This window comes from Kitasatospora sp. NPDC004531 (genome assembly GCF_053602195.1).
Genome location: NZ_JBSGDD010000007.1, coordinates 1 through 12,456 on the forward strand (window position 1 = coordinate 1; position 12,456 = coordinate 12,456).

General features: G+C 74.2%; 12 protein-coding genes, 1 tRNA gene and 1 pseudogene. 3 read left to right on the forward strand and 11 right to left on the reverse strand.

Features of this window, described 5'->3' with window-relative positions; genetic code table 11:
• A pseudogene (locus tag ACWEMJ_RS05165) lies at positions 1-697 on the forward strand (IS5 family transposase); the annotation flags it as partial.
• A gap of 61 nt (positions 698-758) precedes the next feature.
• On the opposite strand, the gene ACWEMJ_RS05170 reads toward ACWEMJ_RS05165, so the two are convergent.
• The 6 genes from ACWEMJ_RS05170 to ACWEMJ_RS05195 all read right to left on the reverse strand — a co-directional run bounded on the left by ACWEMJ_RS05170 (position 759) and on the right by ACWEMJ_RS05195 (position 7,836).
• Complete coding sequence (locus ACWEMJ_RS05170) at positions 759-1,580, reverse strand: RNA polymerase sigma factor SigF (protein ID WP_452135719.1); 822 nt, start codon at positions 1,578-1,580, stop codon at positions 759-761.
• A 141-nt stretch (positions 1,581-1,721) separates the two neighbouring features.
• Positions 1,722-2,579, reverse strand: a complete 858-nt coding sequence (locus ACWEMJ_RS05175; protein WP_452135591.1) for an RNA polymerase sigma factor SigF — start codon at positions 2,577-2,579, stop codon at positions 1,722-1,724.
• Positions 2,580-2,774: 195 nt separating this feature from the next.
• A complete protein-coding gene (locus tag ACWEMJ_RS05180; protein WP_452135592.1) occupies positions 2,775-3,068 on the reverse strand; it encodes a Dabb family protein in 294 nt (97 codons plus the stop codon).
• A 101-nt stretch (positions 3,069-3,169) separates the two neighbouring features.
• Entirely contained in the window at positions 3,170-3,310 is a 141-nt protein-coding gene (locus tag ACWEMJ_RS05185) for a hypothetical protein (protein WP_198953198.1), read from the reverse strand.
• Between the two features lie 402 nt (positions 3,311-3,712).
• A complete protein-coding gene (locus ACWEMJ_RS05190; RefSeq protein WP_452135593.1) occupies positions 3,713-7,411 on the reverse strand; it encodes a HEAT repeat domain-containing protein in 3,699 nt (1,232 codons plus the stop codon).
• Positions 7,408-7,836, reverse strand: a complete 429-nt coding sequence (locus tag ACWEMJ_RS05195) for a hypothetical protein (RefSeq protein ID WP_452135594.1) — start codon at positions 7,834-7,836, stop codon at positions 7,408-7,410. Before ACWEMJ_RS05195 ends, ACWEMJ_RS05190 begins: the two co-directional genes overlap by 4 nt.
• Positions 7,837-8,026: 190 nt before the next feature.
• Between ACWEMJ_RS05195 and ACWEMJ_RS05200 the strand changes: the two genes are divergently transcribed.
• Positions 8,027-8,956, forward strand: coding sequence for a DUF7507 domain-containing protein (locus tag ACWEMJ_RS05200; protein WP_452135595.1), 930 nt, complete (start codon positions 8,027-8,029; stop codon positions 8,954-8,956).
• On the opposite strand, the gene ACWEMJ_RS05205 is transcribed toward ACWEMJ_RS05200, so the two are convergent.
• From ACWEMJ_RS05205 to ACWEMJ_RS05220, 4 genes are all read right to left on the reverse strand, one after another.
• Positions 8,951-9,037, reverse strand: a tRNA-Ser gene (locus ACWEMJ_RS05205). The two genes, ACWEMJ_RS05200 and ACWEMJ_RS05205, sit on opposite strands and share 6 nt — an antisense overlap.
• A gap of 56 nt (positions 9,038-9,093) precedes the next feature.
• Positions 9,094-9,633, reverse strand: coding sequence for a tRNA adenosine(34) deaminase TadA (gene tadA, locus ACWEMJ_RS05210; protein WP_452135596.1), 540 nt, complete (start codon positions 9,631-9,633; stop codon positions 9,094-9,096).
• 29 nt (positions 9,634-9,662) lie between these two features.
• The gene (locus ACWEMJ_RS05215; protein ID WP_452135597.1) at positions 9,663-10,223 is read right to left on the reverse strand and encodes a tRNA adenosine deaminase-associated protein; all 561 of its coding nucleotides are present in this window, start codon (positions 10,221-10,223) and stop codon (positions 9,663-9,665) included.
• A gap of 285 nt (positions 10,224-10,508) precedes the next feature.
• A complete protein-coding gene (locus ACWEMJ_RS05220) occupies positions 10,509-10,769 on the reverse strand; it encodes a hypothetical protein (protein WP_452135598.1) in 261 nt (86 codons plus the stop codon).
• Positions 10,770-10,917: 148 nt separating this feature from the next.
• Between ACWEMJ_RS05220 and upp the strand changes: the two genes are divergently transcribed.
• Positions 10,918-11,553, forward strand: a complete 636-nt coding sequence (gene upp, locus ACWEMJ_RS05225; protein WP_452135599.1) for a uracil phosphoribosyltransferase — start codon at positions 10,918-10,920, stop codon at positions 11,551-11,553.
• Between the two features lie 88 nt (positions 11,554-11,641).
• Here the strand turns inward: upp and ACWEMJ_RS05230 are convergent, their stop codons facing one another.
• On the reverse strand, positions 11,642-12,298 hold the full coding sequence (locus ACWEMJ_RS05230; protein ID WP_452135600.1) for a LytR C-terminal domain-containing protein: 657 nt from the start codon (positions 12,296-12,298) through the stop codon (positions 11,642-11,644).
• Positions 12,299-12,456 lie beyond the last annotated feature (158 nt).

The window sequence follows — 12,456 nt, forward strand, 5'->3', positions numbered from 1 at the left end:
AGCAGGTTCAGGCCGAAGCGGACGCGGCCGACGACATCGACTGGGACATCTCGGTCGACTCCACGATCGTCCGCGCCCACCAGCACGCGGCCGGCGCCCGCACCGACCCGCCGCCGGCCCTTGCGTCAAAGGGGGCTGGGCCAGGGGAACACCAGGACGAGAAGCCGTGGCAGAGTCTCGTCGCCCGCCTGGTGGAGGTGGTGCTGGAGGCGAGGGCCTGGGCCGCTCGCGCGGCGGCTTCACCAGCAAGGTCCACCTGAGTGCGGACGGCCGCTGCCGCCCGCTGTCCCTGATCGTCACCGCGGGGCAGCGGGCGGACTGCACGCAGTTCGAGCCCGTGCTGGAGAAGATCCGCGTCCCGCGGACCGGTCCGGGCAGGCCTCGGAAGAGACCCGACAGCGTGGCCTGCGACAAGGCGTACAGCAACGGGCCGTGCCGCGCCTACCTGCGCAGGCGCGGTATCCGGCACACCGTCCCGGAGAAGACCGACAGCCGGGCCGCCCGGCTGCGCAAGGGCTCACGCGGCGGACGGCCACCCGGCTTCGACGAGCAGCGGTACAGGAAACGCAACACCGTCGAACGGGCCATCAACAGGCTCAAGCACGCCCGAGCCGTCGCCACCCGCTACGACAAACGCGGATACGTCTACCTCGGAACCGTCACCGCAGCAGCCCTGGTCATCTGGCTCCGCACATGATCGACCGGACAAGTCCTAGGGGCGCGCCCGCAGGCCCGCCGGACCTGCGGGCCCGGGGCGGCTACTCCGCGGTCAGTCCTTCCCGGAGGTGCGCGAGGGTCTTCGTCAGCAGGCGGGAGACGTGCATCTGGGAGATGCCGATCTCCTCGCCGATCTGGGACTGGGTCAGGTTGCCGAAGAAGCGCAGCATGATGATGCGGCGTTCGCGGGGCGGGAGCTTGGCGAGCAGGGGCTTGAGGGACTCGCGGTACTCGACGCCTTCGAGCGCGAGGTCCTCGTAGCCGAGGCGGTCGGCGAGCGGGCCGTCGCCGCTCTCGTCCTCGGCGGGGCTGGAGTCGAGGGAGCTGGCGGTGTACGCGTTGCCGACCGCGAGGCCCTCGACCACGTCGTCCTCGGAGACGCCGAGGTAGGCGGCGAGTTCGGGGACGGTGGGGGAGCGGTCGAGGCGCTGGGAGAGCTCGTCGCCGGCCTTGGTGAGGGCGAGGCGGAGCTCCTGCAGGCGGCGCGGGACGCGGACCGACCAGCTGGTGTCGCGGAAGAACCGCTTGATCTCGCCGACCACGGTGGGCATGGCGAAGGTGGGGAACTCGACGCCGCGGTCGGGGTCGAAGCGGTCGATGGCCTTGATCAGGCCGATGGTGCCGACCTGGACGATGTCCTCCATCGGCTCGTTGCGGCTGCGGAAACGCGCGGAGGCGTACCGGACCAGCGGCAGGTTGAGCTCGATCAGGGTGTCGCGGACGTAGCCGTGCTCGGCGCTGTCGGGCTCCAGGGCGGCGAGCCTGCGGAACAGCGATCGGGACAGCGTTCGGGTGTCGAGTGCCCGGTCCGGGGCCTCGGCGGGTCCGGCCTGGGCCGGGATCGGTACGACGACGGACTCGATGACCGCACTGCCCTGTTCTGTGAACACGCGCCCACCCCCTTGTGACTGCCTGTCCAACGGGTGCCGCGGTCGGCGGACCCGACTGACGTGTCCTCCTGCTCAATACCGGATCACCGGGCCCGGCAAACCCGAACAGCGGGCCTACTCCTCCCAGGAGTTGCCGGTGCGCAGCCGGGTGAGGATCCGCGACAGCAGGCGGGAGACGTGCATCTGGGACATGCCGAGTTCGGTGGAGATCTGCGACTGGGTGAGGTTGGCGAAGAACCGCAGCATGATGATCCGCCGTTCCCGCTCGGGGAGTTGGACCAGCAGGTGGCGGACCATGTCGCGGTGCTCGACGTCGGTGAGGGCGGAGTCCTCGTAGCCGAGCCGGTCCAGCAGGGCGAGGCCGCCCTCGTGCTCCTGGGCGGCTTCCAGCGAGGCGGCGTTGTAGGCGCGGCCGGCGTCCAGGCAGGCCCGGACGTCCTCCTCGGGGATGCGCAGGTTGGCGGCGATCTCGGGGACCTTGGGGACCCGGCCGTGGGTGACCGTCAGCTCCTCCATGGCACCGCTGACCTGGACCCAGAGTTCCTGGAGCCGGCGCGGGACGTGCATGGTGCGGACGTTGTCGCGGAAGTAGCGCTTGATCTCGCCGAGGATGGTGGGCAGCGCGTAGGTGGGGAACTGCACGCCGCGGGTGGGGTCGAAGCGGTCGATGGCGTTGATCAGGCCGATGGTGCCGACCTGGACGATGTCCTCCATCGGTTCGCTGCGGCTGCGGAAGCGGGTGGCGGCGTAGCGGACCAGCGGGATGTTGATCTCGATCAGGGCGGCCCGGACCCGGGAGCGCTCGGGGGCGTCGGCCTGGAGCTCGGCGAGTCGTTCGAAGAGCACGCGGGTGAGCGTCCGGACGTCGACGGCGCCGCGGCCGCCGGGGCGGCGGGCGGCGAGCTCGACCGGGTCCGGCAGTTCCTCGGCGCGGTCCTCCGGCGCACTGCTGCCCTGCGTCCGCACGGACACGTCACCCCTCCCTTGTGAACCACCTCGCCAAAATTTCCGGCAAAACCGGTCATAGCATCACAAGTTGTTCTGTGGCCGGGCAAGCACCCGGCGGAGGCGTGTTGACGGCCCGTCCAGCATTCGGCGGAGCGCGCCGCGACCCCCGGTCCGGTGGGCGGGCCGGGGGCCGTCGGCGTGGCGCGGGATGTCGGGAGGTCAGACCTCCAGGTCGGCGATCACCCAGGTGGCGAAGGCGCGCCACTGCGCGGCGGCGGCCTGGTGGGCCGGGTGGCCGAGGTAGGCGGCGAGGGCCTCGCGGTCCTCGACCAGGCTGTTGATCGCGAAGTCGTGGGCGATGTCCCGCTCGGTGATGTTCCAGCCGCACTCCCACTCGCGCAGCTCCGGGATCAGCGCGCCCAGCTCCTCGAACGCCTTCGCGCCCGCCAGGGCCCGCGGGTCGTCCTTGCCGACGCCGTCGTTGAGCTTGAACAGGACCAGGTGCCGGATCACGATGCCGCTCCTCGCGGATCAGGAGGGCACGCCCCGGCCGGGGAGCGCCCCCGAAGGACGAACCTCGCAAACGGTACAGGGCCCGCCCGATGGCGACGGCGCTAGCGGACCAGGCCGGTCATGAAGGAGCCGACCGCCTTGGCGGCGTCCGAGATTCCGACGAAGCCGGACTGCACCAGCTCGGCGGCGCGCACCGGCGAGGTGATGATCGTGTAGATGACGAAGATGACCAGAATCCACATGGCCACCTTCTTCGCCTGAGCCATCGAACGGGCCTGCCTCCCTGAGTCGGGCCGCCGTCCTCTCCCCGCACGGCCCTGCCACCCGCAGCTTATCCACCGGACGGCGCAAGGCGTGAGGGTCGTGTTCACCCGCCAGGACGAAGGTCCTGCGCGGACGGGGCTTTCTCCGGGTGTGTCCCTGGCGGTGGCACGGCAGGATGGTTGATGTACCGAGGATCTGGCAGGAATCCGCGGTACGGCGATCCGGAGGTCCCCGCTGTGGGACCGGGCACCGCGGCTTCCCCCCGACGCGGACCCGGTTGTGGGACCTCCGCCCGGGGCAGCAGCTCGTCCCCCCGGAGCTGCTGCCCCCTCCGCGGACCGAGAGGTTCGTTCCGGCTCCGCACTCCCGAGGCACGGTGGTCAACCGCCCGGGAGTGCGGAGCCGTTCGCCGTCCAGGGAGCCCCCTCCGAACGCAGCGCCTCGCCCAGCCGGGCCGCCTCCACCGCGACCGCCGGCAGCCGCTCGGCCCGCGCCCGGGCCGCCAGCAGCTCGACCGTCGACGCGCCGGGGAAGGCGAACGCCAGCGCCCGCAGCGCCGCGATCCGGGCCTCCTCGTCGCCGTCCGCCACCGCCCGCAGCCGCAGGAACTCCGCCACGTCGGGGTCGGCGGCCAGCGCCCGCAGCGCGACCCGGCGCGGCAGCGGGTCGGGGTCGGCGACCGCCCGTTCGCGCAACAGGCCGGCCGGGCGCGCCACGCGGTCGCGGGCCAGGGCGTGCAGCGCGATCGCCCGGATCGGGGCGGAGGTGTCGGCCACCGCCCGCTCACGCAGCAGCGACCGCACCGCCGGGTCGTCCGGACGGTGCGCCAGCAGCGCCCGCAGCACCGACAGCCGCACGGCCGCGTCGCGCAGGTGCGCGGCGCGGGCCAGCAGCAGCATCCCGGCCCGCTCCTCGCCGTCGTAGCAGCGCACCACCGCCGCCAGCGCCAAGTCCCGGGTGCGCGGGTCCGGATCGGCGACCGCCCGTTCCAGGAACAGCGCGCGGGCGTGCGCGCTCGGCGAGCGGCGGTCGGCGAGCGCCGTCAGCACCGCGCCCCGCACCAGCGGGTCCGGCGAGTGCACCGCCTCGTGGCGGACGAACGCGTCCAGCTCCGGGTCGTCCGCGAAGTGCGCGGCCAGTTCACCGGTGGCCTGCGCCCGGCCGTGGCCGTCGGCGGCCCGGGCCCGTTCGAACAGGAACTCCGCGACCTCCGGGTCACCCGCCCAGCCCTGGCCGAGCAGCGTCAGCGCGAACGCCCGCACCTCCGGCAGGCCGTCCCCGGCCACGAAGCCGCGCAGCTGCTCCGCCACCTGCCGGTCGCCCGCCCAGCGGTGGGCCAGCACCGCCAGGGTCCGGCGGCGCACGATCGGGTCCGGGTCCTCGGCCACCCGCCGGCGCAGGAACTCCGCCACCTCCGGATCCCCCGCCCAACCGCGGGCCAGCCCGGCCAGCGCCGCCATCCGCACCCGCGGGTCCTTGTCCACGCCCGCCAGCAGCCGCAGGAACGCGGCATTGCGGGGGTCCTCGGCCGGCTGCAGGCAGATCGCCTGCAGGGCCAGGCCGCGCACCCCCGGATCCCGGTCGGTGCGCACCCGCTCGCGCAGGAACTCCGCCAGCGGACCGCCCACCCGCTCGTTGACGGTCAGCGCGAACACCGCCAGCCCGCGCAGCTCCGGTTGGGCGTCGGCCGCCGCGATCTCCCGCAGCAACTGCTGCGCCGGACCGTCGCACGCCCAGCCCTTGCCGAGCGCCAGCATCTCGTTCAGCCGGTTCTCGCCGCGCGCGCCCGCCACCCGGGCGCGCAGGAACGCGCCGCTGGCCGCCTCGCCCGCCCAGCCGTCCGCGAGCGCCGCGACCGCCGCCTCCTGGGTCAGCGGGTCCGGATCCTCCTCGATCCGGCGGCGCACGAACGCCCCGACCTGCGGATCGCCAGCCCAGCCCTCCGCGAGCGCCGCGAACGCCGCCGCGCGCTGCGCCGGCGACCAGCCGTGCTCGGCCCAGGCGCGCAGCACCGCCGGGCCGCGCGGGTCGTTCAGCAGCAGCGCGCAGGCCAGCCGGGCCGTCACCGCGCCGACCGCCAGCAGCGGCGACTCGCGCTGCGCGTGATGGCCGTGGACCAGGTACCAGCGCAGGAACCGCTCCCGGCCCACCCAGTGCGGGCCCAGCCCGGTCAGCACCGGCCGCAGCCCGTCCAGCGCCTCCACGGTGTCGCCGGACAGCACCGTCGAACCCTCCGCCGCGTACGCCTCGAACAGCGCCACCAGCGCGTCCACCACGGCCTCGCTCTGCGCCGTGACCAGGCCGAGCTTGCGGACCTCGCCCAGGCAGCGGACCGCCAGCACCAGCCACTCCGGCGCCGGGTCGCCCGCCCCCGGCAGGGCCGGCGCCGCCGCCAGCAGCCGCGACACCGCCTCGCCGACGAAGCGCTCGTCCAGCTCGCCCGCCAGCAGGAGCAGCACCTCCCGCCAGGCCGGATCCCGCCAGCGGGCCGCGAACACGCCCTCCAGCAGCTGCTCCTCCGTCAGCGAGCGCTCCCGGTTGAAGCGGTAGGCGATGTCGGACGCCGCCAGGTACTCCAGGAACGCCCGGTGGACGAAGCCGTACACCTCGCCGCCGAAGCGGCTCAGGATGAAGTTCCGCTCCCGGAACTGCTGCAGCATCGCCCGCGCCACCGGGGCGGCCCGGTCGGCGGGCAGTTCGTAGCGCTCGCGCAGGTAGCCCTCGAAGGAGGCCAGCAGCACCCGGCCCGGGATGTGGTTCCCGGCGATGCCGTCGCCGCCCTCCTGCATCCGGCGGGCCACCAGCCGCAGCAGCTCCAGCCGGTCCTCGGAGGCCAGGTACGGCATGCCGCCGTCCACCCGCCGGTCCTGGAGGTACTTGCTCGGGTCCCAGTGCTCGACCAGCACCGCCACCGCGTGCTCGTACACGGTGCGGCGGTCCCGGGGCAGCTCCCGGCGGCGGCCGATGATCGCCAGGATGGTCAGGATCAGCGGGTTGCCGGCCAGTTCGCGCACCGGGGCGGAGGAGGCCACGGCCGCGGTCACCCGCCGGCGCAGGCGCTGCGCCTCCACCGGGTCGCCCGGAACGGCGGTGGCGTACCAGCGGGACGCGAAGGCGTCGATCTGCCGGTCGTCGAGGTCCTGCAGCATGTAGTGGCCGAAGCCGGCGGCGTCCAGCGGCTCGCGCCGGTAGCCGATCACCCGGGACGTCACCAGCACCCGGACCTGCGGGTAGCGGGCCGCGAAGGCGGCGATCCGGCGGCTCGCGGTCTCCCGGACCTGCGGGTCGAACAGCTCGTCCAGGCCGTCGAACACCACCAGGGTGGCCGCCGGATGCTCGGTCAGCTGGCGCTCCAGCAGGTCGGCGGGCAGGCCGAGGCCCTCGGTGCCGTGCAGGTGCGCCAGGAAGTCCTCGAAGGTGCGCTCGCGCCACTCCGGGTCGGCGTAGCGGCGCAGTTCGACGATCAGCGGCAGCCGGCCGGCGAGCGCCGCGACCTCCTCCGGGACGGTGGCGCCGGTGTGCACCAGCGGCTCGGTGAGCGCCAGGCCGAGGAACCGGGCCAGCGTGGACTTGCCGGAGCCGGGGTCGCCCAGCAGCACGGCCCGGTGGCCGTCCGGACCGGCCAGCAGCGGCAGCACCGGGACGGCCGGGCGCCGCCGGTAGGCCTCCTGCACCCGGCGCACGGTCTCCCGCTCCACGCCGGGCGGCAGGCGGCCCGGGTCCAGTTCGCCGCTCTCCGTCAAACGTTTGAGCAGCTCCCGGGGCAGTTCCACCGGCGGCGGGTCGGCGCGCACCAACTGCGGGACGAACACCTCGCGCAGGTGCACCGCCGGGTGCTCGTCCTGCTCGGACAGCGGGGTCAGCACCTCCAGGTCCAGCCGGTGGTAGCGCTCGCGCAGCCGCACCGCGTGCCGGCTGCGGGCCCCCTCCAGGTCGCCCGGGGGCGGCAGGGCGGCGCCCACCGTGATCTGCACGCTCTGCGCGTGCTGGATCATCGTCAGGTCGTGGCCGACAGCGGCGCCGTCCGCGGACTGGCCGCCGCCCGGCGCACCGAACAGGCGCTGCCAGAAGCCGCTCACGGCTGCTGCTCGCCGAACCGCACCGAGCCTTCCACCCCGTCCACCAGGTTCACGTCGCCGCCCGCGCGCACGCCGCGCGCCGACTGGCCGTCACCGGCCGCGTCGGCGGCGGCGGGGGGCGCGGCCGCGTCCGGGACGGGGCCGGGCGGGGCGGCGGCGCCGCCGATCACCACGTCGCCCTGCACGTTCCGCACCATCCGCACCGAGCCGCCGGCCGACGCGCCGTCCGCCGACTGGCCGCCGCCGCGGCCGCGTATCCCGCCGGTCACCGACAGCACCAGGCCCGCCAGCCCGACGAACAGGCCCAGCACGCCCGCCCACTGGTTCGCCCGGTCCAGGCCCTCTCCCCACAGGAAGAACGCCAGCCCCGCCACCGAGATCCCGGCCCCGACCCACACCGACCATCGCCACCGCGAACTCCCCATGCGGGCATCATCCCCTCAACTGCGGCCCCGGCAACCGGAAATGGGTCGCCAGTGCGCGACCGGCCGGCCCGCCGGCGACTGGACCGGGCGGGTGCTTACCGGCGGTCGCGCGCGTGTCCGGGCCCCGGCGCCCCGTGCGGGCGGGTCGACTGCGACGGGGGCGAGGACCCGGCGGAAGGCGGAGGAAGAAGTGCGCACCACCCGGCGGCCCGGCCGCCCACTCCTGGCGGGCGCGCTCTGCGCCCTGGCCGCGCTGCCACCGGCCGCCCCCGCACATGCCTCCGCCGAGGCCCGCCCGTCGCCGCCGCTGCGCCTGGTCGGGCGGATCGACCCCGGCGCGCCGCTGCCCGACCCGGTCACCGCCGGCACCGTGCTGCCCTACCGGTTCGCGGTCACCAACGCGGGCGGCGCCGAGATCCGCGACCTGGTGGTCAGCGACCCGCTGCTCGGCGCGGTGGTCTGCCCGACCACCACGCTGCCCGCCGACGAGACCCTCACCTGCGCGGGCAGCTACACCGTCACCGCGGCGGACGTGCGGCGCGGCTTCGTCGCCGACCTGGCCGTCGCCGACGGCGACTCGGACCGTGGGCCCGTCGTCTCCCCGGAGGCGCACCACGTCCTGCCGCTGAACGACGGCTACGGGCTGCTGCTGGAGAAGCACATCGACGAGGACCGGGTCTACCTGGCCGGGGAGAGCGCGCGCTACACGTACACCGTCACCAACACCACCGACCGGACGGTCACCCGGCTCGCCGTGCTCGACGACCGGCCCACCGGGGCGCGGTGCGCGTCCACCACGCTCTCCCCGCGCGACACCCCCGGCGCCGTCACCACCTGCACCGGCTCGCACCCCGTCACCGCGGCCGACGCCGGAGCCGGAACGCTCCGCAGCGCCGCGCACGCCACCGGCAGCACGCCCGAACGGGCCGTCACCTCGCCGCCCGACGAGCAGGAGATCGTGGTCCGGGGCATCGCCTTCGAGCCGCCCGGGGCCCACCGCGCCCCGCTGCTGCCGATGCTGCTCTCGGCCGGACTGGGCGTCGCGGGCCTGTGCGTCGTGCGCCGGGTACGACGAAGGGCGCCCAGCCCGTGGCTGGGCGCCCTTCGTGCGAAGCGGTAGCGGTGGGATTCGAACCCACGGTGGAGTTGCCCCCACACACGCTTTCGAGGCGTGCTCCTTTGGCCGCTCGGACACGCTACCGAGGGGAACTCTACCGGATGGGTGGGGACGGATGAAAATCCGTTCCGGGGAGAGGTTCAGCGCTGGGTGTCGAAGAAGGCCCGCAGCTGGGCGGTGCACTCGTCGGCGAGGACGCCCGGGACGACCTCGGGGCGGTGGTTGAGCCGGTTGTCGCGCAGCACGTCGAAGAGCGAGCCGGCCGCGCCGGCCTTCGGGTCGAGGGCGCCGTAGACGACCCGGTCGAGGCGGGACAGCACGATCGCGCCCGCGCACATGGTGCAGGGTTCCAGGGTGACGACGAGGGTGCAGCCGGTGAGCCGCCACTCCCCGACGGCCTCCGCGGCCTGACGGATCGCCACCACCTCCGCGTGCCCCGTCGGGTCGCCGACCGCCTCGCGGACGTTGTGGCCGCGGCCCAGCACCGATCCGTCCGGGCCCAGGACGAACGCCCCGACCGGGACGTCTCCGGTCGCGGTGGCCAGTGCCGCCTCGGCGATGGCGCGGCGCATCGGCTCCCGCCACCGGTCGCGGACCGGATCGGGGCGTTCGGGGGCGGGCAGCGGGGCGATCCGCGGCCGTTCGCCCAGGGTGTCGGTGGAGAGGGGGACGGACTGCATGGACCCAGTGTCCGGCACCGGGCCCGCCGCTACCGAACGGCCTCCAGGACCTCGCCGCAGCCGAGCGCCTCGGCGATCTCGCCGAGCGCGTCGCCCGGAGCGGCGCCCTCGCCGGCCAGCTCCAGCAGCGCGGCCTGGCCGAGGCCGAACTCGCTCAGCAGCTCGGAGTCGCCGATCGGCCCGACCGGGGTCGCGCCCCGGCCGCCGGCCGGCTCGTCGTCCTCGTCGTCGGCCGCTTCGCCGGTGGCCTCGTCGTCCTCCTCGAGCTCGGCCACCAGGCCGTCGAGGTCGTCGAAGTCGGCTTCCCCGTCCTGTTCGATCAACTCGTCGGTGAGCACCGACCCGTACGAACTGCGCGCCGCGGCGGCCGCGTCCGAGACGAAGATCCTCGGGTCGTCCTCACCGTCGATCCGCAGGACGGCGAACCAGGCGTCCTCCTGCTCGATGAAGACCAGCACCGTGTCGTCGTCCTCGGCCGTCTCGCGGGCCAGGTCGGTCAGGTCGGCCAGGGTCTCTACGTCGTCGAGTTCGGTCTCGCTCACGTCCCACCCGGCACCGGTGCGAGCAAGCACTGCAGCGAAGTACGCCACCAGGGACACTCCCAAGATTGGTCTCGGCTGTCGGCGATCTCGGGCGGGTGCGGTCCGGCCGCCCCCGCGCCAGAAGGCGGTCCGCTGTTCGGACCGTCCCACCGCATCGTGACAGAAAGCCCGCCGCTGCGGGGGGTGTTCGGCAGCGCGTCTTCGCAGGTCGTGTCGGAATGGCCGGACTCCGGCCGCTCCGGGCGTGGATCATGCCCCTCGAACGCCCCCGGGCAGGGGGCGGACGGGGGCTCGCGGGGCGCGACCGCGGGCCGGGGCGCGGCCCCGGACGGCTCAGATCCGGAACGTTCGCATCCGCATCGCCTCGCGCATCCGGCGTTCCTTGGTGCGTCTGGGCTGGACCCGGGCGCGCAGTTCGCGCGCCTCGGCCAGTTCGCGGAGGAAGACGGCGCGGCGTCTGCGCCGCTCCGCGTCGGTCTCCTCGCCGGTCTCCGCGTCGGTCTTCTCGACGTCCTCTGACTCCGGACGGGACTCGTCTGTCGAGCCGGACCCGCCCGCGCCGGCGGTGGATGCCCGCGTCGGGTTGCTCTTCATAGGTTCCGACTTTCCCAGATGTCACCCGCCGATACCACAGCGGCGGCCGGGATTCGGGGATTTTCGGGGTCTCCGGGCTGGTCACGACGGGTGGTCGCGGAACGGGCGAAGTCGTACAGATGTGCCGACGGCCGTTATCGTCGTTGTCATGCGTCTCCACGTCGTCGACCACCCGCTGGTCGCCCACAAGCTGTCCACCCTCCGCGACGAGCGCACGGACTCGCCGACCTTCCGTCGGCTCACCGACGAGCTGGTGACCCTGCTCGCGTACGAGGCGACCCGGGACGTCCGCACCGAAACGGTCGAGATCACCACGCCGGTCGCCGTCACCCAGGGCACCCGGCTGTCCTACCCGCGCCCGCTGGTGGTGCCGATCCTGCGGGCCGGCCTCGGCATGCTCGACGGCATGACCCGGCTGCTGCCGACCGCCGAGGTCGGCTTCCTCGGCATGGTCCGCAACGAGGAGACCCTGGAGGCCTCCACCTACGCGACCCGGATGCCGGACGACCTCTCCGGCCGGCAGGTCTACGTCCTCGACCCGATGCTGGCCACCGGCGGCACCCTGGTCGCGGCGATCCGGATGCTGCTCGACCGCGGCGCCACCGACGTCACCGCCGTGGTGCTGCTGGCCTCGCCCGAGGGCGTCGCCGTGATGGAGCGCGAGCTGGCCGGCCAGCCCGTCACCGTGGTGACCGCCGCCGTGGACGAGCGTCTGAACGAGAACGGCTACATCGTGCCGGGCCTCGGCGACGCGGGCGACCGCCTGTACGGCACCGCCGGCTGAGACCGGGCGCGGGCCGTTCGAAACGTGGAGATCCGGCCGGAAACGGGGCGTCCGTTTCCGGCCGGATCTCGTGCGTCCGGGGGTGCGCTCAGCAGTGGCCGGGCTCCGGGGTGGGCGAGGGCTTGGTGAGTTCGGCGAGCGTGGCGGCGGCCTGGGTCGGGTCGGCGAGCGCGGTGAAGGCGTCGCCGATGACGAAGTCGACGGTGGCGTCGCCGCGGTCGTCCTGGGTGCTGGTGCCGGAGGCCACCTGGGAGACCAGCAGGGTGGCGGCGCCCATGCCGCCGGGGCCGCTGAGCACCTGTGCGGTGCCGGGGACCTTCCGGTCCAGCGCGGACGGCGCGTTGCCGACCTTGCCGACCTGGAAGCCGCGCTTCTTCAGCTCGTCGGCGGTGCGGGCGGCCAGGCCGGACTTGTCGGTGGCGTTGTACACGTTGACGGTGACGGTCTCGGGCTGCGGCACGGCGGTGTTGCCGGGCGCGGCGGAGGGGGAGCCCTCCGGGGCGGCCAGCGGCTTGCCGGACGGGTCGGGCGAGGCGCAGGCCTGCGCGGCGCCGTGCTTGTTCTTGCCGGTGAAGACGTCGTAGAGCTGGACCCCGCCGACCGAGACCAGGCCCAGGACGAGGACTCCGCCGACGGCGGCGACGACCTTGCGGCCGCGCCGCGGGGGACGTCCGAGGCGGGGGTAACTGTTGCCGGTGACCCGGTACTGCTTCCCCTTCAACCCCCGGGGAGTCAACATGCTCATGGTCTGTCTCCCCATAGGTGCCAGGGTGGGGTGCCGGTGACCGCGCTGCGGCCGTGGAAAAGGGCCGCGTGAACCGCGGTAGTCAGCAGATTAATCCGACTACCGCGGCACAGGTACTGGATGATCATCATCCGGGGGACGACGGCACTCGAAAGGAC

What these genes read in the sequence shown, in the direction of transcription:
- tadA (WP_452135596.1), bottom strand. Translation starts at nt 9,633, where the DNA reads ATGCAGTCCGTCCCCCTCTCCACCGACACCCTGGGCGAACGGCCGCGG.
- ACWEMJ_RS05230 (WP_452135600.1), bottom strand. Translation starts at nt 12,298, where the DNA reads ATGAGCATGTTGACTCCCCGGGGGTTGAAGGGGAAGCAGTACCGGGTC.
- ACWEMJ_RS05220 (WP_452135598.1), bottom strand. Translation starts at nt 10,769, where the DNA reads ATGAAGAGCAACCCGACGCGGGCATCCACCGCCGGCGCGGGCGGGTCC.
- ACWEMJ_RS05195 (WP_452135594.1), bottom strand. Translation starts at nt 7,836, where the DNA reads ATGGGGAGTTCGCGGTGGCGATGGTCGGTGTGGGTCGGGGCCGGGATC.
- upp (WP_452135599.1), top strand. Translation starts at nt 10,918, where the DNA reads ATGCGTCTCCACGTCGTCGACCACCCGCTGGTCGCCCACAAGCTGTCC.
- ACWEMJ_RS05185 (WP_198953198.1), bottom strand. Translation starts at nt 3,310, where the DNA reads ATGTGGATTCTGGTCATCTTCGTCATCTACACGATCATCACCTCGCCG.